This is a genomic window from Rheinheimera sp. (assembly GCF_037442345.1).
Lineage (GTDB): Bacteria > Pseudomonadota > Gammaproteobacteria > Enterobacterales > Alteromonadaceae > Pararheinheimera.
Genome location: NZ_JBBIQL010000019.1, coordinates 1 through 26879 on the forward strand (window position 1 = coordinate 1; position 26879 = coordinate 26879).

Annotated in this window: 20 protein-coding genes and 1 other RNA gene; 9 read left to right on the plus strand and 12 right to left on the minus strand. The window is 53.3% G+C overall.

All coding sequences use genetic code 11. The features are described from left to right. Positions 1-104: a transfer-messenger RNA gene (ssrA, locus tag WKJ04_RS12625) on the plus strand; the annotation flags it as partial. A 222-nt stretch (positions 105-326) separates the two neighbouring features. Continuing rightward, positions 327-4169, plus strand: coding sequence for a PAS domain S-box protein (locus WKJ04_RS12630; RefSeq protein WP_337880732.1), 3843 nt, complete (start codon positions 327-329; stop codon positions 4167-4169). Here WKJ04_RS12630 and WKJ04_RS12635 read toward each other — a convergent pair. The 3 genes from WKJ04_RS12635 to WKJ04_RS12645 all read right to left on the minus strand — a co-directional run bounded on the left by WKJ04_RS12635 (position 4166) and on the right by WKJ04_RS12645 (position 7889). Continuing rightward, positions 4166-5824 (minus strand): diguanylate cyclase, encoded by a 1659-nt coding sequence (locus tag WKJ04_RS12635; protein ID WP_337880733.1) that lies wholly within the window; start codon positions 5822-5824, stop codon positions 4166-4168. The two genes, WKJ04_RS12630 and WKJ04_RS12635, sit on opposite strands and share 4 nt — an antisense overlap. A gap of 119 nt (positions 5825-5943) precedes the next feature. Next, positions 5944-7200, minus strand: coding sequence for an FtsX-like permease family protein (locus WKJ04_RS12640; RefSeq protein WP_337880734.1), 1257 nt, complete (start codon positions 7198-7200; stop codon positions 5944-5946). Next, positions 7194-7889: an ABC transporter ATP-binding protein gene (locus WKJ04_RS12645; protein WP_337880735.1), complete on the minus strand. Its 696-nt coding sequence runs from the start codon at positions 7887-7889 to the stop codon at positions 7194-7196. Before WKJ04_RS12645 ends, WKJ04_RS12640 begins: the two co-directional genes overlap by 7 nt. A gap of 69 nt (positions 7890-7958) precedes the next feature. Here WKJ04_RS12645 and WKJ04_RS12650 point away from each other — a divergent pair, with 69 nt between their 5' ends. After that, on the plus strand, positions 7959-8516 hold the full coding sequence (locus tag WKJ04_RS12650; protein ID WP_337880736.1) for a DUF3299 domain-containing protein: 558 nt from the start codon (positions 7959-7961) through the stop codon (positions 8514-8516). A 57-nt stretch (positions 8517-8573) separates the two neighbouring features. On the opposite strand, the gene WKJ04_RS12655 is transcribed toward WKJ04_RS12650, so the two are convergent. Beyond that, complete coding sequence (locus tag WKJ04_RS12655) at positions 8574-9131, minus strand: DUF2796 domain-containing protein (RefSeq protein WP_337880737.1); 558 nt, start codon at positions 9129-9131, stop codon at positions 8574-8576. Between the two features lie 214 nt (positions 9132-9345). Between WKJ04_RS12655 and WKJ04_RS12660 the strand changes: the two genes are divergently transcribed. Beyond that, positions 9346-10614 carry a pirin family protein gene (locus tag WKJ04_RS12660; protein ID WP_337880738.1) on the plus strand — a complete coding sequence of 423 codons (1269 nt, stop codon included), beginning with the start codon at positions 9346-9348 and terminating at the stop codon, positions 10612-10614. Between the two features lie 4 nt (positions 10615-10618). On the opposite strand, the gene WKJ04_RS12665 is transcribed toward WKJ04_RS12660, so the two are convergent. From WKJ04_RS12665 to metA, 5 genes are all read right to left on the minus strand, one after another. Beyond that, positions 10619-11551 carry a M28 family peptidase gene (locus WKJ04_RS12665; RefSeq protein ID WP_337880739.1) on the minus strand — a complete coding sequence of 311 codons (933 nt, stop codon included), beginning with the start codon at positions 11549-11551 and terminating at the stop codon, positions 10619-10621. After that, complete coding sequence (locus tag WKJ04_RS12670; protein WP_337880740.1) at positions 11548-12732, minus strand: tetratricopeptide repeat protein; 1185 nt, start codon at positions 12730-12732, stop codon at positions 11548-11550. Before WKJ04_RS12670 ends, WKJ04_RS12665 begins: the two co-directional genes overlap by 4 nt. A gap of 150 nt (positions 12733-12882) precedes the next feature. Beyond that, complete coding sequence (metH, locus tag WKJ04_RS12675) at positions 12883-15513, minus strand: methionine synthase (protein ID WP_337880741.1); 2631 nt, start codon at positions 15511-15513, stop codon at positions 12883-12885. Beyond that, positions 15513-16574: a homocysteine S-methyltransferase family protein gene (locus tag WKJ04_RS12680; protein WP_337880742.1), complete on the minus strand. Its 1062-nt coding sequence runs from the start codon at positions 16572-16574 to the stop codon at positions 15513-15515. Before WKJ04_RS12680 ends, metH begins: the two co-directional genes overlap by 1 nt. Then, complete coding sequence (metA, locus tag WKJ04_RS12685; protein WP_337880743.1) at positions 16575-17501, minus strand: homoserine O-succinyltransferase; 927 nt, start codon at positions 17499-17501, stop codon at positions 16575-16577. A 160-nt stretch (positions 17502-17661) separates the two neighbouring features. Between metA and WKJ04_RS12690 the strand changes: the two genes are divergently transcribed. Beyond that, positions 17662-18480 carry a hypothetical protein gene (locus WKJ04_RS12690; protein ID WP_337880744.1) on the plus strand — a complete coding sequence of 273 codons (819 nt, stop codon included), beginning with the start codon at positions 17662-17664 and terminating at the stop codon, positions 18478-18480. Positions 18481-18631: 151 nt separating this feature from the next. Here WKJ04_RS12690 and recA read toward each other — a convergent pair whose 3' ends face one another. Beyond that, positions 18632-19690 (minus strand): recombinase RecA, encoded by a 1059-nt coding sequence (gene recA, locus WKJ04_RS12695; RefSeq protein WP_337880745.1) that lies wholly within the window; start codon positions 19688-19690, stop codon positions 18632-18634. A gap of 105 nt (positions 19691-19795) precedes the next feature. Next, a complete protein-coding gene (locus tag WKJ04_RS12700) occupies positions 19796-20287 on the minus strand; it encodes a CinA family protein (protein WP_337842540.1) in 492 nt (163 codons plus the stop codon). A 31-nt stretch (positions 20288-20318) separates the two neighbouring features. Between WKJ04_RS12700 and mutS the strand changes: the two genes are divergently transcribed. The 4 genes from mutS to ychF all read left to right on the plus strand — a co-directional run bounded on the left by mutS (position 20319) and on the right by ychF (position 25424). Continuing rightward, complete coding sequence (gene mutS, locus WKJ04_RS12705; RefSeq protein ID WP_337880746.1) at positions 20319-22898, plus strand: DNA mismatch repair protein MutS; 2580 nt, start codon at positions 20319-20321, stop codon at positions 22896-22898. Positions 22899-23069: 171 nt separating this feature from the next. Beyond that, positions 23070-23666 carry a 50S ribosomal protein L25/general stress protein Ctc gene (locus WKJ04_RS12710; RefSeq protein ID WP_337842538.1) on the plus strand — a complete coding sequence of 199 codons (597 nt, stop codon included), beginning with the start codon at positions 23070-23072 and terminating at the stop codon, positions 23664-23666. After that, positions 23666-24259 carry an aminoacyl-tRNA hydrolase gene (gene pth, locus WKJ04_RS12715; protein ID WP_337842537.1) on the plus strand — a complete coding sequence of 198 codons (594 nt, stop codon included), beginning with the start codon at positions 23666-23668 and terminating at the stop codon, positions 24257-24259. The genes WKJ04_RS12710 and pth overlap by 1 nt, the downstream gene beginning before the upstream one ends. 73 nt (positions 24260-24332) lie before the next feature. After that, positions 24333-25424: a redox-regulated ATPase YchF gene (ychF, locus tag WKJ04_RS12720; protein ID WP_337880747.1), complete on the plus strand. Its 1092-nt coding sequence runs from the start codon at positions 24333-24335 to the stop codon at positions 25422-25424. A gap of 101 nt (positions 25425-25525) precedes the next feature. On the opposite strand, the gene WKJ04_RS12725 is transcribed toward ychF, so the two are convergent. Then, the gene (locus WKJ04_RS12725) at positions 25526-26854 is read right to left on the minus strand and encodes a PAS domain-containing methyl-accepting chemotaxis protein (RefSeq protein WP_337880748.1); all 1329 of its coding nucleotides are present in this window, start codon (positions 26852-26854) and stop codon (positions 25526-25528) included. Positions 26855-26879 lie beyond the last annotated feature (25 nt).

Genomic DNA, 26879 nt, shown 5'->3' on the forward strand with positions numbered 1-26879 from the left:
CCTGCCAGCTGGCGCTCATAGGGTTAACTAAATAACTGGCTAAGCATGTAGTACCAATGGGCTAGGTTTTTCGGACGGGGGTTCAAATCCCCCCAGCTCCACCACCTCAAAACCCCTGTCATCTGACAGGGGTTTTTGTTTTCTGCTTCAGCACTCATCGTTTTTTCGGTTGCCTTGCTTTGGGCTATCGCTGTTGTTGCCTGAAAAATGACGTTGTTTTTCTGCTGCAAAAACAAAAACTTTTTTTGATTTCAGCCGAGTCTGTGCCTGCCCGAACTGGAAAATAGGCGTTACACTGAATCCATCTTTTGGTTGTGAGCGATGTTATGCGGGCAAGTCTCCCCCCAAATGAAGAACAACGGCTGTTAAGCCTCAAAGCACTGCATATTCTGGATACCGACCCCGAACAATCGTTTGACGATCTGGTGCAGCTGGCGGCCTATGTCTGTGGTACGGCTTATGCGCTGATTGGTTTTATTGACGAACATCGCCAATGGTATAAAGCCAAACTTGGCGTGGAGCGCAGCGAAGTTGAGCGCGAACTGAGCTTTTGCAGCCATGCACTGCTGCGCCCGACTGAAACAACCTATGTCAGTGACGCCCGTCACGACCCGCGTTTTGCCGATAACCCTGCCGTTTTGGCCGACCAGGGCTTACGGCTTTATGCCGGTGTACCGCTGCTGCTGGATCAACAGTATGCTGTGGGCACCTTGTGTGTGTTCGATACCGAAGTCAAACCGCTGAGCCAGAACCAGTTATCCGCCTTGCAACGGTTGGCCAATCAGGTGATGCATTTACTCAGTGCCCGCCTGCTGGCGCACAAGGAAGAACTGCAGCGCCAGACTCTGGAAACCATTACCAACAACGTGCCCATTCTGATTAGTCAGCTCGACCGCAATTACCGCTATCTGTTTTGCAATGACAAATACCGGGACTGGTACCAGCTCGACCCACACTCGCTGATAGGGAAAACACCGGCTGATTTATTTGGTAAGGAAAAATTCAACGAAATCAAACACCGGATGGATGCAGTTCTGGCCGGAGCCACACAGAAATTCCATCTTCAAATGCCGGACCAACGTATTCTGCAGGTCAGCTACGTGCCCCAGCGCGATCAGCATCAAGCCATCACAGGTTTCTTTGTTGTGGGTGCAGATGTCACGTTAGAGCAACAGCAGGCTGAGATGATCAAATCCGATCGGAACAGGTTCGAATCCATTATCGACAGCACCGGCGTAGGAACCTGGGCATGGAATATTCATGCCGGAGTCAGTCAGGTAAACGAGCGCTGGGCGCAGATGCTGGGGTATCAGTTGGGCGAACTGGCACCTGTTACCTATCAAACCTGGCTGGCTTTAGTGCACCCCGATGATGTCACAACGGCAGAGCACCAGGTGCAGGCACATTTTCGACGCGAACAGCCCTATTACGACAGCATCTACCGGATGCGCCACAAGGCCGGACATTGGGTCTGGATCCACGCCAGAGGCCAGGTCAAAGTCTGGTCTGAGCAGGGGCAGCCCTTGCTGATGTATGGCATTAATACCGATATTACGGACAGTCATCTGGCCGAGCAGGAGCTGGCGCAAACCAAAGGGTTACTGCAAGCCGTAATCGATTCGTCCACCGAAGCGGCCCTTATCGCCACCAGCCTGACCGGCGAGATCTGGCTGTTTAATACCGGGGCAGAACGTATGTTGGGCTACAGCTCCGCCGAGGTACTTGGCAAAACCACGGCCCGTTTTCATAAAAAAGACGAAATCCGCTACCGCCAGCAACAAATTCGCCAGCACTATGGTGTGGAGGTGTCTGATTTTGACAGCTTTGTGTTTACCGCCCGGCAGCAGGGCAGCGAAACCCTGCAATGGACGTACCTGTGCAAAAATGGCGAAGAAAAACAGGTCCGGCTCAGCATCAGCCCTATCTACAATCCGGACGGCAGTCCGCAGGGTTATTTAGGCGTGGCCATCGACATCACGCAACTGGAGCAGCTTAATCAGGCCTTACTCAGAAGTGAACAACGTTACCGCTCCATGCTGGATAACCTGCCAGGTGCCATGTACCGCTGCAAAAATGACGAATTCTGGACCATGTTGTTTATCAGTGACGAAGTCAGCCAGCTGACCGGCTTTGAAGCCCGGCAGTTTATTTTTAATAAAGAGCTGAATTTCGCGTCTTTGTACCACCCGGAGGATCTGCCGCGGGTCAATGAAGCGGTGCAACAGGCTTTGTCGCAAAAACAGCGGTTTAGTATTGAATACAGGCTAAAACACAAAGATGGCAGCTGGCGCTGGGTGCAGGAACTGGGCCAGGGCATTTTCAACACTCAGGGGGAGTTGCTGTTTATCGATGGCTTTATCTGGGACGTCACCAGCTCACACGAAGCCATCCAGGCCCTGAGTGACAGTCAACAAAAGCTGTCCTCGCTGTACCAGCTCGCCCCCGTGGCAATTGTGTTACATAACCTGGTGGATGGCAGTTTTATTGAAGCCAACCCCGAGTTTTTCCGGCTTTATGCCGCCGGATCCGACACCGCAGCCAAGCCGGATTACCCGGGCCTGATGCAATCACATTACCAGCACTGGCGGCAGGACCTGTTGCAGGACAGACGTTTCGGTCCGGTTGAAACTGAACTGCTCACCACCACAAACCAGAAAGTGCCCGTAACCTTGTCCAGTGTGCTGATGGATACCTCCTCAGGTCAGCAGCACATCTGGACCCTGCTGCAGGATATGACTGAGCAGCGGCGGGTAGAACAGATGAAAAATCAATTTGTCTCCACCGTCAGCCATGAATTGCGTACTCCCTTAACCTCCATTTCCGGTTCACTGGGCCTGATTAGCGGCGGAGCTTTAGGAGAGGTGCCATCGGGCATGATCGCCATGCTGGACATCGCCCGAGAAAACAGCCTGCGCCTGAGCAAGCTGATTAACGATTTGCTGGATATTGATAAGCTGGTGGCCGGCAAAATGCACTTTGATGTGCTGCTGTGTGATGCCCCATCGCTGTTAAAAGAAGCGTTGCTATGCATTGATTCTTATGCCAGCAAATACCAGGTCCATTTCTCTGCCGCCACGCTGGAAGCCGGTTTTATTCTGGTCGACCCGTTACGCTTTCAGCAAATTATGCTGAATCTGCTGTCCAATGCAGCCAAATTTTCCCCGCCAGGTTCTGCTGTGGTGGTGCAATCCCGCTGTCAGCATGGCCAGTACCTGATCGAAGTGCTGGACCAGGGGCCTGGGATAGATGCCAACTTTGCACAACGTATTTTCCAGAAATTTTCCCAGGCAGACAGTGCAGACAGCCGGCGAAACGAAGGGTCAGGTCTGGGACTTGCCATTGTGAAAGAACTGACCGAACACATGAATGGTCAGGTCAGTTTCCGCAACAGGGATGAAGGTGGCTGTTGTTTTTATTTACGCTTTCCCCAGGCCACCACGCAACCACAAAGCCGTTTGCTGGTGGTTGAACCCGATAGCCGGGTCGCCGACCATATGATGCAGTTGCTCAAAGGCCAGAATTATTTATTGGATTGGGCGCGCACCCTGACCCACGCCATCAAAGCCTTGCGTCAGCACAAGTATCAGGCCATAACCCTGGATTTAAATCTGCCGGACGGTCATGGGTCAGCCTTGTTTGATGAACTGCGTGAGCTGGAGCTCAGCACTCCTGTCATTATCATCAACTCGGAATATCATGGTGAGCAGGTGGAACTCTCCGGCGGTCTGGCCACGCTGGACTGGCTGGAAACCCCCGGCGCCACTAAGGTGCTGCTGGATAAATTGCAGCATCAGCTGTTTAGCCAGCCTTCACCCAAACCCCGGATCCTGCATATTGAAGATGACCCGCATTTAAGCCAGATCCTGCAACTGCAGCTGGCAGAAGTTGCCCTCTGCCAGCAGGCTGTCAGTCTGAAGGCGGCCAACGATCTGCTGCTCCAACAGCAGTTTGACTTGATTATTCTCGATATAGGTTTACCAGACGGTTCTGGCCTGGCACTGCTACCGGAACTGGCCAGAGCACACCCTGGCGTTCCGGTGGTGATTTGGTCAGCACAGGAGCTGAGCCATGAAGCACGTCAACAGGTCAGCCTGGTATTAGCCAAAAGCCGGGTCGATATGGACACAGTACTGGCACAAATAAAAGCCTTGCTGGCGGGTCGCCGTTAAGTCTTTTTTGCGTCAAACACCATGGTTCTGTTGCGCCCGGCATGTTTGGCCTGATACAGGGCCTGATCGGCCTGTTCAATAAACTGTTCTGTATCCAGTCCGCTGTGCCATTGGCTGATACCGGCACTGAAAGTGCAGTTAAAATGCCCGTCAGCATAACTGAACGGAATGGCAGCAAAGGCTTTACGCAGCTGTTCAACCACAGTAAAGGCCTGCTCTTTGGTGCAGTCCGATAAAATCAGCAGATACTCCTCACCACCGTAGCGACCGACAATATCTATTTTCCGTAGCTGTTGTTTCAACAGGTTGGCCAGGCTGCTGATGACCTGATCACCAACAGGGTGACCATAACTGTCGTTCACCTTTTTAAACAGATCGATGTCGATCATCACTGTACTGACCGCAACACCAGTGCGGTCAGCACGCTGCAATTCGTACGTCAGTTGCTCTTTCACCCGCGCATGTTGTAATAACCCGGTCAGACTGTCTTTGGTCATCATATCAGCCAGTTGCCGGGCCCGCTGCGCCCTGGCGAATACAGCCACAATCAGCGCTGTATCCGTCATAGGTTTGGTCAGAAAATCATCACCACCTTTAACCAGGGCCGCCAGCTGGCGCTCGCTGTCGGTTTCGGAAGACAGATAAATAATAGGCACACTGAGCCACTGATCACTCAGCCGGATCAGCTGGGCCAGTTCTGGGCCAGTGCAATAAGGCATATTGACGTCCAGCAGCACCACATCCGGGTGAAAGCGGTTCAGGCTGTCATAAATTTTGGTTGGGTCGGCCAGAATTTCCGCTCTTAAGCCCGCGCCCTGCAGCACCAAAGCATAGTGTTCAGCCAGCAGCTGATCGTCATCAACAATCAAGACCCGAAACGCCTCGCGGCTGCGGATGGCCAGTAAACGCTGCAGCCGGGCCTCCAGCATGGTGGTATTTACGGGTTTCACAAAATAGCCCTGTGCACCAACCCGGACGGCAGCCAGATGCAGTCCAAAGCCGTCCTGTTCGCTCAGGATCAGCACAGGGATCGGCTCCTTTTGTGTACTTTGCAGCCTGGCAACAAAGCCCAGCCCGTCCTCAGCATCCGCCGCAGGCGAGATGTCCAGCACCAGCGCATCAGGAATTTGCGCATCCACCAGCTGCTTCAGTTCCGCCACACTAGTCGCCGTTTTCACCTGATAACCAAATGAGGTCAGGGTGAGTTCAATAAAACCTGAAATGTCCGCTTGCGCCTCCAGCACATAAATGCTGGCGTGACGCCCGCTTTGTTTTTGCAGCTGTGACGAGGTAACACTGAGCACATGATGACTGGCCTGATAGGCCTGATGAACCTGCTGGAACAGCGTAATAAAATCTCTGATTTGTTCCACGGCAGGTGCTGCTGGGGATTCCATCCAGTTACGCAGTTCAAGTTCCAGATTCTTCGAAATGCGGCCAAGTGCCGGAAAACCAAAAGTGCCGGCAGACCCTGCCAGCGTGTGCAGTTTAAACTTCAGCCCTTTGATTTCATCCCGCCAGTTCAGCTTTTGCGGCAATGCAGCCAAAGCGGACACCTGGCGTGCCAGCTCTGGAATTTCGTCCTGCAACCGTGCCAGATACTGTTGGTGCAACAAGGCCAGTTGGTGTTCAAGTTTGGATTGCTCTGTACTCATGTCCGTAAGAGTGCTTTTTTAAACTGAATTCACTATAACAAAGGCGGCCATAAAACCCAGCACTTTCTTCCAAATAAACAATAAAGTCAGCCACTTGGCATGTGGCTGACATAAAAACCCTATAACCTTACCGTTAAACCTGAGGCCAGAGTGCGCCGGTAAGCCAGATAAGCAGGAACAGCCCCCAATACTACACTGAGCCCGACCACTGCGGCTAACAGGGCGGCGGTATGCGAATGCCAGGGCCAGACACTGATAAACAGCCCGTATTCGCTGGACAATAATTCGCGGAACAGCCACAAGGCCGCCGTCAGGCCAGCCAGCGCCAACACCACCGACAACACCACCAGCAACAGCAATTCCAGTTCAATCAACAGGAAAATACTCAGCGGTGGAGCGCCCACCGCCCGCAGAATCGCCATTTCCCGTTGCCGCTCTTTTAATCCGGCCAGCAAGGTAGTGACAATACCCACCAGACTGGCCAGCAATACCAGAGCCGAAATCACCAGCAACATACTCTCCACCATGCCCAGCATTTGCCAGAGCTCCGCCAATGCCACGCCAGGCAAAATGGCCGTGAGGGGTTCGGCTTTGAAATCGTTGATTTGCCGTTGCAACACAAAAGTGGCAATTTTGCTTTTCAGCCCGACCAGAAAAGCCGTAATCACTTTCGGCTCTAAATCCATCTGCAGGCTTTGTTCGGCACTGACCACTTTTCCGGGCCGCGGAGCACCACTTTCCCAGCCGAGGTGAATGGCCTCAATGCCTTCGAGCGAAATATGCACACTCTGATCCACCGGGGTGCCGGTTGGCGCCAGAATTCCGACCACAGTAAAAGGTTTGTCTTTGTGTTGCGAGAAGCTGACACTGCCTACCCCATGGGACAACACTATGCTGTCGCCGACACGGTAACCCAATTTGGCCGCCACCACAGACCCCAGCACCGCGTCGTACACAGCAGAAAACTCTTTGCCTTCGGCCAGTGCCAAAGGCTGCTTTTCACCAAAGCGGTAGAATTTAAAGTAATCATTATTGGTGCCAATGACCCGGTAACCCCGGTGTGAATCCCCCAGCGATAAGGGAATTGTCCACTCCACCTGCGGATGCTGTTTCAGCTGCTGGTACGAAGACCACCCTATATTGTTCGTGGCGTTACCAATACGAAACACTGTGTACAGCATTAAATTCAACTGACTGGAGCGGGCACCGACAATCAGATCCGTCCCCGATACTGTGCTGGTAAAACTCTGCCTGGCCTCCTGGCGGATATGGTCGATCCCCAGCAACAAACCAATACTGATCACCAGTGACAACACCGTCATCAGCACAGTGCCCTTGCGGTTCAGTAAACTGGCTTTCGCCAACTGCATTAACATGGCTGCACTCCCCGTTCTAACTGCTCCATATCCAGCTGCAACCGGAAATGCGCTTTGAGTGTTGGATCATGGCTGACAAAAATCACCGTGGTGCCAGCCTGCTCAGCTTCACTGAGCATCAGTTGCATAAAGGCATCCCGGTGTTTGTGATCCAGCGCCGAGGTGGGCTCATCGGCAATCAGCAGCGCTGGCTGATTCAGCAAGGCTCTGGCTATAGCCACCCGTTGCTGCTGCCCGACACTCAGCTCTGTGGCCTTTTGCTGCCAGCTGTGTTCAGGTAAACCAAGCCGGCCAAGCAACTCTTTAGCACGTTGCTCTGCATCGGCCGGTTTGCCAGCAAAAGTACTGATCAGCAGCACATTTTGCAGCACTGTCAGGTAAGGGATCAGGTTCAGCTGTTGAAACACCACCCCAATGGCCGTGGCCCGCAGCGCGTCCCTTTTACGATCAGACAAAGCACTGGCTTCTGTGCCCTTCAGCCAGATCTCCCCCTGTTGGTTGCGATAAATACCACAAAGCAGGTTCAGCAAGGTGGTTTTACCTGAGCCAGACGGGCCATACACAAAAAGATGCTGGCCAGGCTGCAGTACTAAATGAGGGATATCAAGCAGCGGTGCCTGGCCAGGCCAGGCAAAGCGCAGGTTTTTGAGTTCAAGCGCAGGAAATTTCGGGTTGGTGTGCATTGTCATCAAAAGGCTCGTGTTATGATAACCGGCAAAAGTTGTGACCTTATAACACAAGCAAAGGGCCTGTCTCCAATGGTACGAGCGTTATACATAGCGTTATTTTCGGCATTAATCGCATTTGCGGCCCCGGCTGCTGTTGCAGAAGATTACAAGGCACTGGAATGGACGGATCTGCTGCCGGAAGAAGATTTGAAAAAGATGGAAGCCTTGCCGGAAATCAGCCATGAAGGTGGCGAAATGGCAGCCAGCAGCCCGCTGAACCAGGGCTATTCCAATCAGGACCCGGCGGCAGCAGCCTGGAACGAGGTGTTGCAATCGGCCAATGTCAAAGCAGAGCTGAACAAGAAGAAAGTCAAAGTTCCCGGCTTTATTGTGCCTGTGGAGTACGACGCAGAACAGAATGTTACCGCATTTTTCCTGGTGCCCTACTTCGGGGCCTGTATCCATGTGCCGCCACCGCCGCCAAACCAGATTATTTATGTCACCAACAAGCAGCCAATTAAGGCCGACATGATTTATTCGCCGTTTTGGATCAGCGGTACCCTGACCACGGACAGCATGCGCCACGACCTGGCCAACTCGGCCTATTCAATGAAAGCAGATAAAATTGAAGAGTATGTGTACGAATAGTCTGCACGCAGACTTTGGCACAAAAACCGGCTTCACGCCGGTTTTTTTTACGCCAGCTTACTGCAAACTGACGGGCCCCAGTGCGGGCGTCCATTCGGCCGCGCCCTGTACCCCATTGACAATCCACTGGACCGACACTTTTTCTACGCCCGGCCCCAGCTCTGCCAGTTGAATGCTCAGCTGCTTCAGCTGCTCCGGATCCTGACACAACAGGCTGTAACTGGCATTCAGATCGGCATGGCCATGTTCAGCCTCACGTTCAAGTTCAGAGCTGATCTCAGAGGAATTCACCACACAACCCGCTGCCGCATCAAAACTGAACCAGTGGCCCTGCCTGAATCCATCCAGCACTTGCTGCAACTTTTGCTGTTGGGCCGCATCTTTTGGTTTATGTTCAAAACCAACCAGACTGGCTGCCGGGCTGTCAAAGGCCAGCTCAACCTCATTCCCTTCCAGCACAAAGGTCAGCGTGGCCAAACCATGTTGATGGCTGCCATGACTTTCATGGCCAGCCTGAGGTTGTGGCACCTCGTCATGGTCGTGCTGCGGCTGCTGAGCAAAAACCGGTGCGCCCATCAGGCAGCATGCCAGTATGGCAGTGGAGACCCCTTTCATCTGTGTATTCCTTCGTTCGCGCTTTGGTCACTTAATGCTGTTATCTTAACAACTGCAATCTGTCTGGCGAGCACTCACTCGTCTTGTTTTTTCTGTCGTTAGACCTGGATTGCTACCGCAGCATGCAGCGGCTCTGTATCTGCACAGGTGAAAATCTGCGCAGCCGGACCAAACTGAGGTATGCTGGACTTCATTGCCATCAGGGAGCCTACAGATGAAACTCGAACTGACTCAGGATCAAAAAGGCCTGTTGCGTCAACGGATCCGGATCCGTGAACACCAGATTATTGCCGATCTGGAACAGGTGGCCGGCGGCACAGGTCTGGGCCCAGACCCACACGATTTATTCGATGCTTCGGTCGCCACCTGTAAAGCCATGACGTTGCAGCTTTACGCCAAACGCAAAGCGTTACCGCTGGAGGCCGTCAATGTGCTGCTGAGCCGGGATGACAGCGAAGAGCGCAAAGGCCTTTATACACTACAGATTGAACTCGAATTGGAAGGACCGTTAAGTGCTGAGCAAAAACAGCAGCTGTTGGAGATCGCCGACAAATGCCCGGTACATAAACTGATGACTCAGGCGGAGATCCAGATCAGCACCAGCCTGAAAGCAGAGCCTGCCCCTGCGGCTGCCGCCACACCGCTGTTAATTGAACCACAGATCAGAAACATTGGCTTTGATATCAAACGCTTGCTGCCATCCAAAGCACAGCGGCGGGTGGGCCCTTTTATCTTTGTCGATCATATGGGCCCGGCAACCTTTGCGCCAGGCACCACAGAAGGCGATGTGCGACAGCACCCTCATATTGGCCTTGCCACCCTGACCTGGCTGTTTCAGGGCGCCATGATGCACCGCGACACTTTAGGCAGCCGGCAACGTATTGAACCAGGTGCGGTCAACCTGATGCGGGCTGGCTCCGGTATTGCTCACTCCGAGCGGATCCCGGCCGATGTCCGTGAGCAGCAACAGGTGGTGGAAGGTATGCAGGTCTGGCTGGTGCTGCCGCCAGCCGAAGCGGAATCAGCCCCGGATTTTAAACATTACCCGGCTGCCTTATTTCCGATCATGCAGGTACCAGGCTGTTCGGTGCGGGTGATTCTTGGCGAATACTTCTCGCAAAAATCTGTGGTGAAATACCCGCTGCGTTGTCTTTATGTGGAGCTGAAGCTGGCCCCTTGCGCACAGTTGACTTTGCCTTTGACCGAGCAGCAACAGGCTGTTTATCTGGCCTCTGGCTCGTTAAAACAGCCAGAACTTCAGGCTGGCCAGATGCTGGTGCAGGCCGATGATCTTCAGGTAACAGCCGGCGATGAAGGCGCCCAGCTCATGCTGCTCGGCGGCGAAGCCGTGCCAGACCCGGTGTTACTGAACTGGAACTTTGTCGCCCGCACCCCGGAGCGGCTGTTACAGGCCAAAACCGACTGGAATGAAGGCCGCTTCCCTCGCCTGAGTGACGACCCGGAATGGATTGAAGCGCCCTGATCCTTTAGTCGTCCGTGCGTCGGGCCGCCAGAAACCAGGCTGGCGGCTGCTGCTCCAGATGCAGGATTATAGGTTGTAAGGTCTGAAAGACCTGGTGAATAAATTCCGGCTTGATGGCCTGCCAGTCATCCGTCGGGCTGTGGTAATCCTTGTGCATTGCGGTGGCAAAATACAACACGGGGTACCCGGCACGATAAAAAGGCGCGTGGTCACTGGCCGCAGCCCAGTCCACCTTTCCCCTGACATAACGGGATTCTTCCGTACGGCGCCAACGCAGCGGTAAGGCCAGTTGTTGCTGGACTATCCAGTCTTTCAATCCGGCAAGCTGAGTGGAACCAAACCAATACAGCCTTGGCACCCGCTGATACCTCCCTACCATATCCAGATTAATCACCAGCGCCAGCTCCGCTGGTTGCCAATGCCGCGATTTGACCAGATGCCTGGCGCCGTAAAGTCCGCTTTCTTCCGCATCTGTGGCCACAAACCAGTACTGATAAGGACGGCATTTCACCGCCAGCCAGCGGGCAAGTGCAAGCAGCATGGCCACGCCAGAAGCATTGTCATCGGCCCCGTTATAAACTTTGCCCGCCACTATCCCCAGATGATCATAATGTGCGCTCAGCAGCACCACAGGCGCATTTGGCTGGCAGGCTGGTAACACAGCAATCAGGTTGATGCCCTGACGCTCAGAAAACCCCGCCCTGTAGTTAAATGGCTGCGCATAGTCCTGTTGCCAGGGCCGCAGGCCGGCATTGACAAACTGTTGACGGATATAGTCCCGGGCCAGCGCCGCTCCGGCAGAACCTGTTTTACGCCCTTCGAGCCTGTCTGAGGCCAGATACTGAATATCGGCCATCAACTGGTCAGTGGCGTTGCCAAAGGCCGGAGGAACCACAAACCAGATTGCCCAGACAAAAAGAAAAATCCATCGCCTCACGGTTTGGCCTGCAATGCCGTCAGCGCATTGAGCTTGGCGTTAAAGCGTTCTTTCTCTCTGAAACTTTGCGCATAACGCCCGGCCAGTTTGAAGTATTTTTCAGACTGCTGATACTTTCCCTGCTGAAAATACAGGCCAGCCAGACCGGCCATGGCTTCAGTGAGAGCTGGCTCCAGGGACAGCGCATGGTGAAAATGCTGCTCTGCCTTTGCCAGTTTTTTATCCCTCATGGCTTCATGCGCTAACATCACGTGATAATAAGGATTTGCCTGCCGCAATTCCTCGACCTGCCGCTCGTATTGCCTTGCTTTGTCTTCCATACCTCTGAACCGGTACAACACCGCCAGGTTGGCCTTCATATTAATGGAACGCGGGTGTAACCGAATGCCATGCAAATAGACAGCTTCGGCTTCTTCCAGGTAACCAGTCTGCCGGTACAAAATGGCCAGGTTATTCAGCGCATCAGAAGCCAGACTATAAAGTGTCAGTGCCTGGCGCAGGTACGCATAAGCCAGATTAAAATTTTGCTCCAACATCGCCTTGGCACTTTTGTTGGCATAGAACATGGACACAATTTCTTGCTGACTGATGGTGCGGACCGGAAAGTGCGATTTATTGGTTTCTAAATCAAAATCAATTACATAGCCAGGGTTTCTAAACCAGGTCGAACCATAGGTACTGGGCGATTGCGGCTCTTTTACTTTTAAGTTTACATGGCCATTGAGCAGACTGGCGCCACGGATCTGTGTCCAGTATTCAGGGATTTGTACATCCTGGAAAGTAACAGTTAAATCTGCTGCTTTGGCCAGGCTATAGGACAACACCGTCAGGGACAGGCAATTGGCCTGCTGCATCTGCAGGGTTTCTTTCGCGGTCAGGGTGGCGGCATTGTCGTAATTCAGCCGCTTACCTTTTAAAAAGAAAATGTAATTGAGCAGCGCATCGGTTTTTTCTTTCGTACCCGGCAGCGGCCTGACCGTCAGCTCCATATCCCGGACAACATCGTCAGGCAACGCAAATATGTCCGCTTCGGTCTCGACAGGCTGATGTTGAAAATTAAAGGCGTTATCAATAAACAACGGGCTTGGGTCGGGCAATTCCTTATGGAAGGTCGCTAAACTGCTGCACCCCGCCAGGCAGCAGCTCAGCACAAGCAATAAAGCGCCATACCGGAAACACATCACAGCAACCTCAATTGCACAGGTAGTACTGAGAGTATAATGCTGAATTAACCAGCAGCCCGCCCCATCCGTCCCGCGGACTCAACCACTGATACCAAAGCAGCAAAGTAAAGCTGACAGCGGAGCCGGACAGAGCGGATCAAGGCAGGTTCAGGACAAGTTCGGTGCCAGCCAGCTTTCCGCTTCTTGCTGGCTCCAGCCTTTTTTACCCGCATAGTCCGCCAATTGATCCTGACCAATTTTGCTGACCGCAAAGTACTTGCTGTCCGGGTGGGCGAAGTACCAGCCACTAACCGCCGCGCCCGGCCACATGGCGTAACTTTCGGTCAGTTTGATGCCGGTTCGGGCTTCAACATCCAATAACTGCCACAAAGTGCCTTTTTCCGTGTGCTCCGGGCAGGCCGGGTAACCGGGCGCTGGCCGAATGCCCTGGTACAACTCACGGATCAGTTGCTCATTATCCAGTTGTTCATCCGGCGCATACCCCCAGTAGTCACGCCGGACTTTCATGTGCAGGTATTCAGCCAGCGCTTCGGCCAACCGGTCGGCCAGCGCTTTCACCATAATGCTGTTGTAGTCGTCATGGGCGGCAGCAAAGTCTGCGGCCAGTTCATCGGCGCCAAAGCCGGTGCTGACCGCAAAAGCGCCGATATAGTCGGCGACGCCACTGCCCACTGGCGCAATAAAGTCTGCCAGTGCGCAATTGGGTGCGTCGTTGCGCAGCTGCAATTGCTGACGCAGGTTGTACAGACGGCACTGCTCCTCGCTGCGGCTCTCGTCGCGGTACACCACTATATCTTCACCATCACTGGCGGCCGGGAAGAAACCGAAGATGGCTTTGCCTTTGACTTTGCCGGATTGGATCATCAAATCCAGCATCGCATTGGCGTCCTGATACACCCTACGTGCTTCCAACCCAACGTCCGGGTGGTTCAGAATGGCTGGGAATTTGCCGGACAATTGCCAGGTCAGGAAGAATGGCGTCCAGTCGATATAATCCCGCAACGTCTGTAAATCCACCTCCGCCCACAGATGCACACCAGGCTGCTTCGGCGCTGGCGCCACTTTGGTTAAATCCAGCGGGAATTTATTCTGCTGTGCTTCGCTAAAAGTAAGTAAGCGCTCACCGGGGCGGCTGCGGGCATGTTGGGCACGGGCTCTGTCGTATTCATCATTCACCCGGGCCAGAAAATCTGGCTTTTGCGCCTTGCTGATCAGCGCCTGCACCACGGAGACACTGCGCGACGCATTGGGCACATAGACGACACCATGCTGGTAATGTTGGGCAATTTTAATGGCGGTATGGGCTTTGGAGGTGGTGGCGCCACCAATCAGCAGTGGCACGTCAAAACCCAGGCGGGTCATTTCTTTGGCCACATGCACCATTTCATCAAGCGACGGCGTGATCAGGCCCGACAGGCCAATGACATCGACATTCTGTTCTTTCGCCACCTGCAGCAGCTGAGCACAGGGCACCATCACGCCCAAGTCAATCACTTCAAAGTTATTGCACTGCAACACCACACCAACAATATTTTTGCCAATGTCGTGTACGTCGCCTTTGACTGTAGCAAGCAGTACCTTGCCCTGGCTGCTGGCACCTGTACCGGCTTTTTCTGCTTCGATATAAGGCTGTAAGTAAGCAACCGCTTTCTTCATCACCCGCGCCGACTTCACCACCTGAGGCAAAAACATTTTGCCTTCACCAAAGAGGTCGCCGACCACATTCATGCCATCCATCAGCGGGCCTTCAATCACATGCAAAGGCCGCTCCGCCTGCTGGCGGGCTTCTTCCGTATCCTCGTCAATAAAGTCCGTAATGCCTTTGACCAGCGCATGTTCCAGCCGTTTACTGACAGGCCAGCTGCGCCAGGCCTCATCTTCTTTGACCACCACAGCACCGTCGCCTTTAAACTCTGCGGCAATCTCCAGCAACCGCTCAGTTGCATCCGGCCGGCGGTTGAGGATCACATCCTCGACCCGCTCACGCAGCAGTTCTGGAATATCGTCATACACCGCCAGTTGACCGGCATTGACGATGCCCATGTCCATGCCTGCGGCAATGGCGTGGTACAAAAACACCGAGTGAATGGCTTCACGTACCGGGTCGTTGCCACGAAACGAAAAAGACACGTTGGACACACCGCCGGAGATTTTGGCGTAAGGGCAGCTGGCTTTGATTTCGCGGGTGGCCTCAATAAAGTCCACTGCATAGTTGTTGTGCTCTTCAATGCCGGTGGCTACCGCAAAAATATTGGGGTCAAAAATAATGTCCTGCGGCGGAAATTTGGCTTGCTCCACCAGCAACCTGTAAGCACGTTGACAAATTTCCACTTTACGGGCTTTGGTGTCAGCCTGGCCTTTTTCGTCAAAGGCCATCACCACCACGGCAGCACCGTAACGACGCAGCAGTTTGGCCTGATGCAGGAAAATGGCTTCGCCTTCTTTCAGTGAAATGGAGTTCACCACCGGCTTACCCTGAATGCATTTGAGCGCCGCTTCGATAACGTCCCATTTGGACGAGTCGACCATAATGGGCACCCGGGAAATATCCGGTTCAGACGCCAGCAGGTTCAGATAACGCACCATGGCCGCCTTGCTGTCCAGCATGGCCTCATCCATGTTGATATCGATGATTTGCGCGCCGTTTTCCACTTGCTGACGGGCAACATCCAGCGCTTTTTCATACTGACCTTCGAGGATCAGCTTTTTAAAACGGGCCGAACCTGTAACGTTGGTGCGTTCGCCAACATTGATAAAACGGGCCTGAACTTGCTGCATTACCACTCCAGACTAAAGGCTTCAAGGCCAGATAAACAAAAACGATGGGACGGCAGCTTCGGCTGCCGGGGGGAGACGCCCGCCACCACCTGACTGATGGCCTGAATATGCGCCGGTGTACTGCCACAGCACCCGCCGACAATATTTAAAAAACCTTGTCTGGCCCAGTCGGCAATTTCAGCCGCCATCTCATTGGCGGTCAGGTCGTACTCACCAAACTCATTGGGCAAGCCAGCATTCGGGTGCACAGAGACATAACATTCGGCCATCTCTGACAAGGTTTCCACATAAGGCCGGAGCAAATCCGGGCCAAGCGCACAGTTCAGACCAAAGCTGAGCGGGTTGACATGGGACAGCGAATGATAAAAAGCTTCAGTGGTCTGGCCCGACAAAGTGCGGCCAGAGGCATCGGTAATAGTGCCGGAAATCATCACAGGCCATTCCTGCCCCAGTTCATCAAACACCGCCAGCACGGCAAAAGCAGCAGCTTTGGCGTTCAGGGTATCAAAGATAGTTTCCAGCATAATGATGTCGGCGCCGCCTTTCAGCAGTGCATGGGTCGACTCTTTATAGGCACTGACCAGGGTATCAAAATCCACATTGCGGTAACCCGGGTCATTCACATTGGGCGAAATGGATGCCGTTCTGTTCGTGGGGCCTAACACACCGGCAACAAAACGTGGTTTGTCCGCGGTACTGTATTGATCGCAGGCCTGCCGGGCCAGCCGGGCAGATTCATAATTAATTCGGGCCGACAAGGCCTGCATCTCATAATCGGCCATCGCAATGGGTGTGGCGTTAAAACTGTTGGTTTCCAGAATATCAGCGCCAGCCGCCAGATACTGGCGGTGAATGTCGAGGATCACTTCAGGTTTGGTCAGCACCAATAAATCATTATTGCCTTTGACATCAACAGGCCAGCCGGCAAACTCAGCACCGCGGTAATCGGCTTCCTGCAACTTGTATTGCTGGATCATGGTGCCCATACCACCATCCAGTACCAGAATACGTTCAGATAGCAGTGCTGCCAGCTGAGCTGGCGTGACAGTGGAATAACTCATTTATTGTGCTTGTCCTATCTGTTGCAGATCAAAAGGTGTCGCCTGATAGACATAATAATTCAGCCAGTTACTGAATAACAAAAAGGCATGGCTTTGCCAGAGTTTCAGCGGGCCTTGCAGTGGGTCATTGTGCCGAAAGTAATTCTCCGGCACTTTGGGGTTCAGTCCGGCAGCCAGATCACGCTGGTATTCGTCGTTTAGTGTACCCACGTCATATTCAGGATGACCTGTGACGAAAATCCGGCTGCCTGTGCTGTTTTGCAGCAAATACGCCCCTGTTTGATCCGCTTCAGCCAGCACATGCAAATCGGGGTGAGACTGGTACTTTTGTTTCGGTACCTGAGCATAACGCGAATGCGGCACCAGAAATTCATCGTCAAAGCCCCGCACCAAAGGACACAAAGGTTGCACCACCTGCTGCCAGTACACCCCAGACAGTTTTTCGCCGCGAATTTCCCGTTGCAGGCCATAGTAATAATACAAAGCGGCATGCGCCGCCCAGCATAAAAACAGGGTTGACGTCACGTTGTTATCGGCCCAGGCCAGAATTTCCGACAGCTGCGGCCAATAGCTGACCTCTTCATAATCCACCAGGCCCAAAGGCGCACCGGTAATTATCAGACCGTCATATTTTTGTTGCTGCACATCAGAGAAATAGCGGTAAAAACAGTTCAGATGACTTTCTGGTGTGTGCTTACTGACATGGTTATCCAGCCGGATCAGTTCAATGTCCACCTGCAACGGACTGTTGGCCAATAAACGCAATAATTGAATTTCGGTGGCCACTTTATTGGGCATCAGGTTCAGAATGGCAATTTTCAGCGGCCGGATGTCCTGCGACGCCGCCCGGCTTTCCGTCATCACAAAGACGTTTTCCACCGATAAGGCTTCTACCGCCGGTAATTGATCGATGACTTTAATGGGCATTCGCTACTCCACGCCTGTGCTTAAATGTCGTTAGTCTGGCTTGCAGATTTGGATATGTCAACTTCTATACGTTTAGACGGCCAAATGAAACCTATCAGGCGACAACCTGCACCAGGCGGCCTATGCTGTTCTTAATGAAACTGGTTGCGGGGTGATCAACGTGCGTGCTGTATGGGGGCTGCTGCTCTGCCTGGCGCTGCAATGCCAGGCGCTGGAAGACAAAATACCTGTCTATATCCGGGATGATGTCTATGCCGACTATCTGACGTTTTTGGCTGGGCGTGCTCCGGATGCCATCAATGACTTCAGCGGCCCAGGTATGCGTCGTGATGTGGCTGACCTGGTGTTATTGCACCAGGCGTTACTTCTGGGTGGCTTTAAGCGGCAATTTCAATACCTGCCGGGTAAGATCAACTTCCGCAACACCAGTATGCTGAAAAATGGCGATTCCCTGCTGAGCTTTGACACCTACTGGCTAAGTGATGCAGAAAAATTTGCCGGACAGGTGTATATCACCGAACCCATTATCGCGAAAGGCGATTACCTTGCCGGTGTTTTTGCCAGCCCCGCCAATGAAAAGGTCTTTCAGCTGCGCAGTCTGGAGCAATTGCGCCAGCTAACTGCGGTATCAACGCCCAAATGGCACACTGACTGGGCCACCCTGTCGGCGTTGCCGCTGAAACAATTGTTCAGGCAAGATGAATGGTTAAGTCAGGCCAGAATGGTGCATCTGCAGTGGGCAGATTTTATGCTGATGCCTTTCTTTCCTAATGAAAATCAGAGTTTCATTCTGGAAAAAATTGAATTAAAAGCAGTTCCCGGTATAGCGGTGTTATTGAATGACAGCCGTCATTTTGTGATCAGCCGTCAACACCCCGAAGGTGCAGCAGCTTTTGCGGCCTTAAACCTTGGTTTGCAGCAAATGAAACGACAATGCACGATCAACAGGTTGTACCGGCAGGCCGGTTTTTTTGGTTGATAAAAAACAGGTGCATATTTTAAACCCTCCATAAAGACGGAGAGACCTGGCGCAGCAGGCAGGATTTGTTCAGTTTGCATCTGACATAAAAACACAACACCCAGACTTGCCGGGTGTTGTGTTTTATTGAGACCGGGAGCTGCCAGTAAAATTACAGGTCCACCTCAGCATCTTCTGGCATCATGCCAAAATCTTCGCTGGCTGTCGGAGCTCCTTTGCCTGGTTCCAGCAGCAGCTGGCGACGGATTTCCGCTTCAATTTCTTTGGCCACCGTTGGGTTTTCTTCCAGAAACTTCATTGCATTGGCTTTACCCTGACCAATCTTATTGCCTTGGTAGGCATACCAGGCACCGGATTTATCAATCAGTTTCTGCTGCACGCCCAGGTCAATCAGCTCACCCGTTTTGCTGATCCCAGCACCATACATAATGATAAATTCAGCCTGTTTGAACGGAGGCGCCACTTTGTTTTTCACCACTTTGACGCGGGTTTCGTTCCCTGTCACTTCGTCCCCGTCTTTCACGGAACCGGTGCGGCGAATATCCAGACGCACAGAAGCGTAGAACTTCAACGCATTACCACCTGTGGTGGTCTCAGGGTTACCGAACATCACACCAATTTTCATGCGGATTTGGTTAATGAAAATACATAAAGTGTTGGAACGTTTGATATTACCAGTCAGCTTACGCAGCGCCTGAGACATTAAACGCGCCTGCAAACCCACGTGGCTGTCGCCCATATCGCCTTCAATTTCAGCGCGAGGGGTTAAAGCGGCTACCGAGTCGACGATAATCACATCCACAGAACCAGAGCGCACCAGCATGTCACAGATCTCCAGCGCCTGTTCACCTGTGTCAGGCTGAGAGACCAGCAGGTCGCTGACATTCACACCCAGTTTGGCGGCATACACAGGGTCTAACGCGTGCTCAGCGTCGATAAAAGCACAGGTCTTGCCCAGTTTTTGCGCTTCCGCCACCACTTGCAAAGTTAACGTGGTTTTACCGGACGACTCAGGACCATAAATTTCGACAATACGGCCACAAGGCAAACCGCCAATACCCAACGCAATGTCCAGGCCCAACGAACCGGTAGAAATTGCGTCAATATCCAGTGCCTGGGTATCACCAAGACGCATAATGGAGCCTTTACCAAATTGACGTTCGATTTGGCTTAACGCTGCGCTCAATGCTTTTTGTTTATTGTCGTCCATCTGTGTCTCCGCTGAATTCTGTGAATGCACCAAAGTGCTGTATGCTCATACAGTAGTCTTTTTCATTTCGACTGTCAATAACAGGCCTGGTTATTTAAACAGCATTTAATCGGCCAGCATCAACAGCAGTTGGTCCAAAGCAAAATCGATGGCCTGCTGCCTTATCGCGGCTCGGTCACCGGCAAATAACTGCTGCACACTGACCTGATGCCCGTGCAGATGAAAAGCAAACCAGACCAGGCCGACCGGCTTGGTTGGGGTGCCGCCTCCCGGGCCTGCGATACCGGATACCGCCACCGCCACCGGACAGCCAGCTGCCAGGGCTGCACCTTCGGCCATCTCCAGCACACAGGCTTCACTGACGGCGCCGTGTTGCAACAGGGTTTCGGCTTTCACATTCAACAGTTGCTGTTTGGCTTTATTGCTGTAGGTGACAAAGCTGCGGTCCAGATAGCCCGAACTGCCGGGCACTTCAGTCAGGCTATAGGCAATACCGCCACCAGTGCAGGATTCGGCGGTGGTGATAGCCAGATTTTTCCGTAATAATAGCGCTCCTAAATCCGCAGCCAGTTGATAGGTAGAAGCCGGAATAGTCATTGTGGACCCCAACAGGAATAAGAAACCTATTATGCCGTCAGAAATTTATGCCGGGCAAGCCGCCAGTCCGCACACCCCGATGATGCAGCAGTATCTGGGCCTGAAAAGCCAGCATCCGGACATTTTATTGTTTTACCGGATGGGTGATTTTTATGAGCTGTTTTACGACGATGCTAAAAAAGCAGCGGCTCTGCTGGATATTTCACTGACCAAACGTGGCCAGTCGGCTGGCCAGCCCATTCCGATGGCCGGTGTGCCTCATCATGCCGTGGAAGCTTATCTGGCCAAACTGGTGCAACTGGGTGAATCCGCCGCCATCTGTGAGCAGATAGGCGACCCGGCGACCAGTAAAGGGCCGGTCGAGCGCAAAGTGGTGCGTATTGTCACCCCTGGCACCGTGACTGACGAAGCCCTGCTGCAAGAGCGGCAGGACAATCTGATTGCGGCCATTTACCAGCATAAACAGCAGTACGGTGTGGCCTGGCTCGACCTTGGCAGCGGCCGCTTCCTGACCAATCAGGTTGGTCATATCGACGACCTACTGGCGCTGCTGCAGCGCTTAAGCCCGGCCGAGCTGTTGTACAGTGAAGACCAGCCCTGGCCTGATACCGTATTGCAGCGCAAAGGCACCCGCCGCCGCCCGGAATGGGAGTTTGACCTGCAAAGTGCACAGCGCCTGCTGACGCAACAATTCGGCACCCGTGATTTAGCCAGTTTCGGTGTGGACGAAGCCCCGGTGGCCTTAATGGCGGCCGGTTGTCTGATGACCTATGTGAAAGACACCCAACGCAGTCAGTTACCGCATATCCGTGCTATTGCGTTGGAACGGCATCAGGACAGCATTATTCTGGACGCGGCCACCCGCCGCAATCTGGAGCTGACCTTAAGTTTGTCGGGCCAGACCGAACATACGCTGGCGGCTGTGCTGGACCGCTGCCAGACCGCCATGGGCAGCCGCTTATTAAAGCGCTGGATCCACGCCCCGCTGCGCAACCAGTCCCGTGTGCAGGCGCGGCATCAGGCGGTGGCTGAGCTGCAAAGCTATTACGCCGAACTGCAGCCGCAACTTAAACAAGTGGGTGATTTAGAACGTATAGTCGCCCGACTGGCACTGCGCTCTGCCCGGCCACGGGATTTTGCCCGTCTGCGTTCCACCCTGCAGTTATTGCCGGAGCTCAGCCACAGCCTGCGGCCCCTTGGCAGCCCGCTGTTGAGTCAAATGAAACAAGCCACAGTGCCGCAACCTGAACTGTGCGCTTTGCTTGAACGTGCCATAGTGGAAAACCCGCCTGTGCTGATCCGTGATGGCGGTGTGATTGCCGACGGCTACCACAGCGAACTGGACCAATGGCGTGCGCTGGCCACAGGCGCTACCGACTATTTGGAGCAGCTGGAGCTACGTGAACGTGAACGCACCGGCATTGCGTCATTGAAAGTGGGTTACAACAAAATTCATGGCTACTACATTGAAACCGGCCGCTCTGCATCCGACCAGGTGCCGGCTGACTATCAGCGCCGCCAGACCTTAAAGAATAACGAACGCTATATTATTCCTGAGCTGAAAGAATACGAAGACAAGGTGCTGGGCAGCCAAAGCAAAGCCTTGGCACTGGAGAAGCAGCTGTACGAGCAGTTATTTGAACACACGGCGGTGTATCTGGATGCGCTGCAAAACCTGGCACAGGCCATTGCCGAGCTGGATGTGCTGGCCAACTTTGCTGAGCGGGCACAACAGCTGAACTACAGTCAGCCGACATTGAGCACAGAAGCAGGTATTGCTATTCAGGCCGGCCGCCACCCTGTGGTGGAACAGGTGATGGCAGAGCCTTTTATTGCCAACCCGCTGCAGCTGTCACCAGAGCGGCGTATGCTGATGATCACAGGCCCCAATATGGGCGGTAAATCCACCTATATGCGCCAGACTGCGTTAATAGTGTTAATGGCCTATATCGGCTGCTTTGTGCCGGCGCAACACGCTGTACTCGGCCCGGTCGACCGCATTTTTACCCGGGTTGGTGCATCGGACGATCTCGCCTCTGGCCGCTCCACCTTTATGGTGGAAATGACCGAAACCGCCACCATTTTGCACCATGCCACGGCCCAGAGCCTGGTGCTGATGGACGAAATTGGCCGCGGCACCAGTACTTACGATGGTTTGTCATTGGCCTGGGCCTGTGCTGAATACCTGGCACAGCAACTGAAAGCCATGACCTTATTTGCCACCCATTATTTTGAACTGACCGAACTGGCGTCCCAATTACCAGGTCTGGCCAATATTCATCTGGATGCGGTGGAGCACGACGAGCACATTGTGTTTATGCACCAGGTGCAGGACGGTGCCGCCAGCAAAAGTTATGGCTTGCAGGTGGCCCAGCTGGCCGGTGTGCCCAAAGTGGTGATCCAAAAAGCCAAACAAAAGTTGCGGCAACTGGAGCAACAATCGGCAGGCTCAGCCACCACAATAAGCCCGGCCTCAGCGCCTGTGCAACAAACCTTGTTTAGTGAACCGGAACCGCACCCCGTGCTGGAGCAGCTGCAGGCATTGGACCCGGATCAGCTCAGTGCCCGTCAGGCGCTGGAGCTTCTCTATCAATGGAAGCAATTGCTGTAAAGGATCAGAGTTGGGGTCAGAGTACTACTCTGACCCCAGGTTAAACTTGCGGGAGCAAGGCGCCGGTGCTACCATAGCGCGCTTTTTTCCGCCAGCCGAAAGGCCAGCCGAGAAAACCCTCCCCAAAACCAGGTCGCGGGTTTTGGGATTACCTTTATTTTGGAGATTAAAATGTCTGACATTTATGTATTAAATGCCGAAGTCCGTACAGACTTGGGGAAAGGTGCGAGCCGCCGCCTGCGTCATGCGGATAAAGTACCAGCCATCATCTATGGCGGTCACCAGGAAGCGCTGTCGATCACTCTGGAACACAACAAGCTGATCCAGGCTCAAGCCAACGAAGGTTTCTACACTCACATCCTGACCATCAAAGTGGGCGGTGAAGACGTAAAAGCTATCGTCAAAGCGATGCAGCGTCACCCGTTCAAGCCAAAAGTAATGCACGTTGACTTCCAACGCGTTGAAGCTGGCCATGAACTGCACACTGTAGTTCCAGTACACTTCATCAACGAAGCTGCTGCTGCGAAGAAAGGTGGTATCGTTGCTCACCACATCAACGAAATCGCAATTTCTGTGCTGCCACAGAACCTGCCAGAGTTCATCGAAGTTGACCTGGCCAACGTTGAAGTAGGTCAAACTCTGCACCTGTCAGACCTGAAAGTTCCAGCCGGCGTGACTATCGCTGAACTGGCTAAAGGCGCTGGCCATGACCAGGCTGTTGTTTCTGTAAACAAACCAGCTGGTAAAGCGGAAGAAACTGCTGAGTAATGTCTGACTTTGTTCAGCTGATCGTGGGCCTGGGTAATCCAGGCCCCGAGTATGAGAAGACCCGCCACAATGCCGGCCAATGGTTTGTTGAACAACTGGCCCGCCGCTATAACGCCCCGTTAAAAGCCGACCCGAAGTACCATGGCCTGACTGGCAAATTTTTGCTGAACGGTCAGGAAGTGAAGTTATTGATCCCGACCACTTATATGAATGTCAGTGGAAAAGCCGTGGCCGCGATGGCGCAGTTTTTTAAGATCAATCCGGAGCAGATTCTGGTGGCGCATGACGAGATGGCAATAGCACCGGGTTTGGCCAAATTTAAACTGGGTGGTGGCCATGCCGGTCACAATGGTTTAAAAGACATCACCAGCAAATTAGGCAATAATGCCAACTTCTACCGGTTGCGCCTGGGTATTGGCCATCCGGGCCATAAAGATTTAGTCACAGGTTATGTGCTGGGCAAAGCCCCACAAACCGAACAAAAATTAATAGAGGACGCGCTGGACGAATCCCTGCGCTGCCTTGAGCTGTGGCAAAAAGACGGCCTCGTCAAAGCCCAGCACCGTTTACACAGTTTTACCGCCACGGCCTGAGGGCCCAAGGCATACAGGGCGCAGCCATTGCGGCGCCTACTCAGTTGTGGCTCAGCACTTAAGGAATACGTCCATGGGTTTTAAATGTGGCATCGTTGGTTTACCCAACGTCGGTAAATCCACTCTGTTTAATGCTTTGACCAAAGCAGGCATTGAAGCAGCGAACTTCCCGTTTTGTACTATCGAACCAAACACAGGCGTAGTACCAGTGCCGGACCCACGACTGAATCAGTTGGCCGCTATTGTGAACCCGCAGCGTATTCTGCCCACCACCATGGAATTTGTGGACATTGCAGGTTTAGTCAAAGGCGCGTCTAAAGGTGAAGGTTTAGGCAACAAGTTCCTGGCCAATATCCGTGAAACGGACGCCATTGGTCATGTGGTGCGCTGTTTTGAAGACGACAACGTGATCCACGTTGCCAACAAGGTCGACCCGGCGGATGACATCGACACCATCAATATGGAACTGGTACTGGCCGATATGGACAGTGCTGAAAAAGCCATTTTCCGGGTCAGCAAAAAAGCCAAAGCCGGTGACAAAGACGCCAAAGCTGAAATCGACGTGCTGGAAAAAGTCAAAGCCCACCTGGAACAAGGCCTGACCTTACGCCAGCTGGAGCTGTCACCAGAAGAAAAAGCGCTGGTGTCCTACATGAACTTCCTGACCATCAAGCCCACCATGTACATTGCCAACGTGCTGGAAGATGGCTTTGAAAACAACCCGCATTTAGACGTCGTGCGTGAAATTGCCGCCAAAGAAGGCGCCATTGTGGTACCGGTCTGTGCCGCTATTGAATCGGAAATTTCTGAACTGGAAGACGACGAAAAAGCCGAATTCCTCGAGTCTATGGGCTTAACAGAGCCAGGCCTGAACCGCGTCATTCGTGGCGGGTACTCACTGCTGAACCTGCACACCTACTTCACCGCCGGTGTCAAAGAAGTACGGGCCTGGACCATCCCTGTTGGCGCCACAGCCCCACAAGCGGCCGGTGTGATTCACACCGACTTTGAAAAAGGTTTTATCCGCGCCCAGGTAGTCTCCTTCGACGACTTTATCGCCTGCAACGGCGAAGCCGGCGCCAAAGATGCCGGTAAGCTGCGCGTGGAAGGGAAAGGCTATGTCGTAAAAGACGGCGACGTGATGCACTTTTTGTTTAACGTGTAAGTCTTCAGCCCTGGAAAAAACCGGACTTTTGAGTCCGGTTTTTTTTACCTAATGTTCAGGTGAAGGTTGGCGTGACGCCGGCCTTTCGCATCACAGAGCCATCATTTTGCTATACGGTGAGCAAACTGCGACACGGCATCCACCACTCTTTTGGCCGCATCCTGTATTTGATGAATGCCTTGTTGCGCCTGAACAACTAACTCGTTCACCGCTTTCGCCTGTTGCTGACCGCCTTCAATAATGCTGACCGCATTGCCGGACAACTGCTGGTTTTTACTGACCACATCGACAATTTCCACTGTGGCGGCGCTGGTACGCGAAGCCAGCTGACGCACTTCATCGGCCACCACAGCAAAGCCCCGGCCCTGATCGCCAGCCCGTGCCGCTTCAATGGCCGCATTCAGAGCCAGCAGATTCGTCTGTTCAGCAATACTGCTGATGCTTTGGATGATGGAACCAATCAGCTGAGACTGAGTGGCTAAATCGTTGATATTCACCACCGCCTTTTGCATTTGCGACTCCAGCTGCGCCATCACCTCCGCCATTTGCTGCATCACCTGCATGCCATGTTGCGCACTGCTGTCCGTTGCCTGCGAGGTTTCATAGGCGACATGAGCGGCGCTGGCAATTTCCTGCTCCTGCCGCACCTGCTCAGTGATCAGGGTGGCGAACTTGACGACCTTCACCAGCTTCCCCCTGCCGTCTTTAATCGGGTTATAGGAGGCTTCCAGCCAGACTTCCCGCCCGGCTTTATCCACCCGCTGAAAACGCGACGCCACAAAATGCCCTTGCTGCAGCTGCTTCCAAAACTGTGCATACTCCGCACTCTGGCTGATTTGTGGCGAACAAAAGATCCGGTGGTGTTTCCCCTGAATTTCGTCCAGTCGGTATCCCATGCCTTTCAGAAACAAATCATTGGCCGTCAGCACATGGCCGCCCATGTCAAACTCAATAACGGCTGTCGAACGCTGCATGGCACGGATCAGTGCTTCATGTTGCTGTGAGCTTTCAATAGTGCGGGTCAGGTTGGTGGCGTACAGATCAAAGTATTCCACTTGCCCCTGACTGTCTTTTATCGGACAAACCGCAGCCCTTAACCAGAACAGCTGCTTTTGCGAATTACTGACCTGCCAGGCACCGACCCAAAAGCTGCCGTGACTGACCGCATGGGACAATTTTTGGAAATGCTCTGTGTTGCGCAGCTCTGCCGGCACCAGATCGATCACGGCACGCCCCACTAACTCAGTCGGACTGAACTCAAGTTCTGCCATGAAGTTGTGATTGGCCTGGCTGATTTTACCCTGCCGGTCCAGCTCCAGGCACAAAGTTTGTTGGCTGACATTCAACTGCGCTTGCTGCAGTTTGTGGATTTGCTGCTTTAACTGCTCATTTTCTCGTTGCAATGCGTTATGACCAAACCAATTCCACATAGGCCGTACTCCGATAGTCGTTCAT

Coding starts and splice junctions, on each gene's coding strand:
- WKJ04_RS12630 (WP_337880732.1), top strand. CDS start 327: ATGCGGGCAAGTCTCCCCCCAAATGAAGAACAACGGCTGTTAAGCCTC.
- WKJ04_RS12635 (WP_337880733.1), bottom strand. CDS start 5,824: ATGAGTACAGAGCAATCCAAACTTGAACACCAACTGGCCTTGTTGCAC.
- WKJ04_RS12640 (WP_337880734.1), bottom strand. CDS start 7,200: ATGTTAATGCAGTTGGCGAAAGCCAGTTTACTGAACCGCAAGGGCACT.
- WKJ04_RS12645 (WP_337880735.1), bottom strand. CDS start 7,889: ATGACAATGCACACCAACCCGAAATTTCCTGCGCTTGAACTCAAAAAC.
- WKJ04_RS12650 (WP_337880736.1), top strand. CDS start 7,959: ATGGTACGAGCGTTATACATAGCGTTATTTTCGGCATTAATCGCATTT.
- WKJ04_RS12655 (WP_337880737.1), bottom strand. CDS start 9,131: ATGAAAGGGGTCTCCACTGCCATACTGGCATGCTGCCTGATGGGCGCA.
- WKJ04_RS12660 (WP_337880738.1), top strand. CDS start 9,346: ATGAAACTCGAACTGACTCAGGATCAAAAAGGCCTGTTGCGTCAACGG.
- WKJ04_RS12670 (WP_337880740.1), bottom strand. CDS start 12,732: ATGTGTTTCCGGTATGGCGCTTTATTGCTTGTGCTGAGCTGCTGCCTG.
- metH (WP_337880741.1), bottom strand. CDS start 15,513: ATGCAGCAAGTTCAGGCCCGTTTTATCAATGTTGGCGAACGCACCAAC.
- WKJ04_RS12680 (WP_337880742.1), bottom strand. CDS start 16,574: ATGAGTTATTCCACTGTCACGCCAGCTCAGCTGGCAGCACTGCTATCT.
- metA (WP_337880743.1), bottom strand. CDS start 17,501: ATGCCCATTAAAGTCATCGATCAATTACCGGCGGTAGAAGCCTTATCG.
- recA (WP_337880745.1), bottom strand. CDS start 19,690: ATGGACGACAATAAACAAAAAGCATTGAGCGCAGCGTTAAGCCAAATC.
- WKJ04_RS12700 (WP_337842540.1), bottom strand. CDS start 20,287: ATGACTATTCCGGCTTCTACCTATCAACTGGCTGCGGATTTAGGAGCG.
- mutS (WP_337880746.1), top strand. CDS start 20,319: ATGCCGTCAGAAATTTATGCCGGGCAAGCCGCCAGTCCGCACACCCCG.
- WKJ04_RS12710 (WP_337842538.1), top strand. CDS start 23,070: ATGTCTGACATTTATGTATTAAATGCCGAAGTCCGTACAGACTTGGGG.
- pth (WP_337842537.1), top strand. CDS start 23,666: ATGTCTGACTTTGTTCAGCTGATCGTGGGCCTGGGTAATCCAGGCCCC.
- ychF (WP_337880747.1), top strand. CDS start 24,333: ATGGGTTTTAAATGTGGCATCGTTGGTTTACCCAACGTCGGTAAATCC.
- WKJ04_RS12725 (WP_337880748.1), bottom strand. CDS start 26,854: ATGTGGAATTGGTTTGGTCATAACGCATTGCAACGAGAAAATGAGCAG.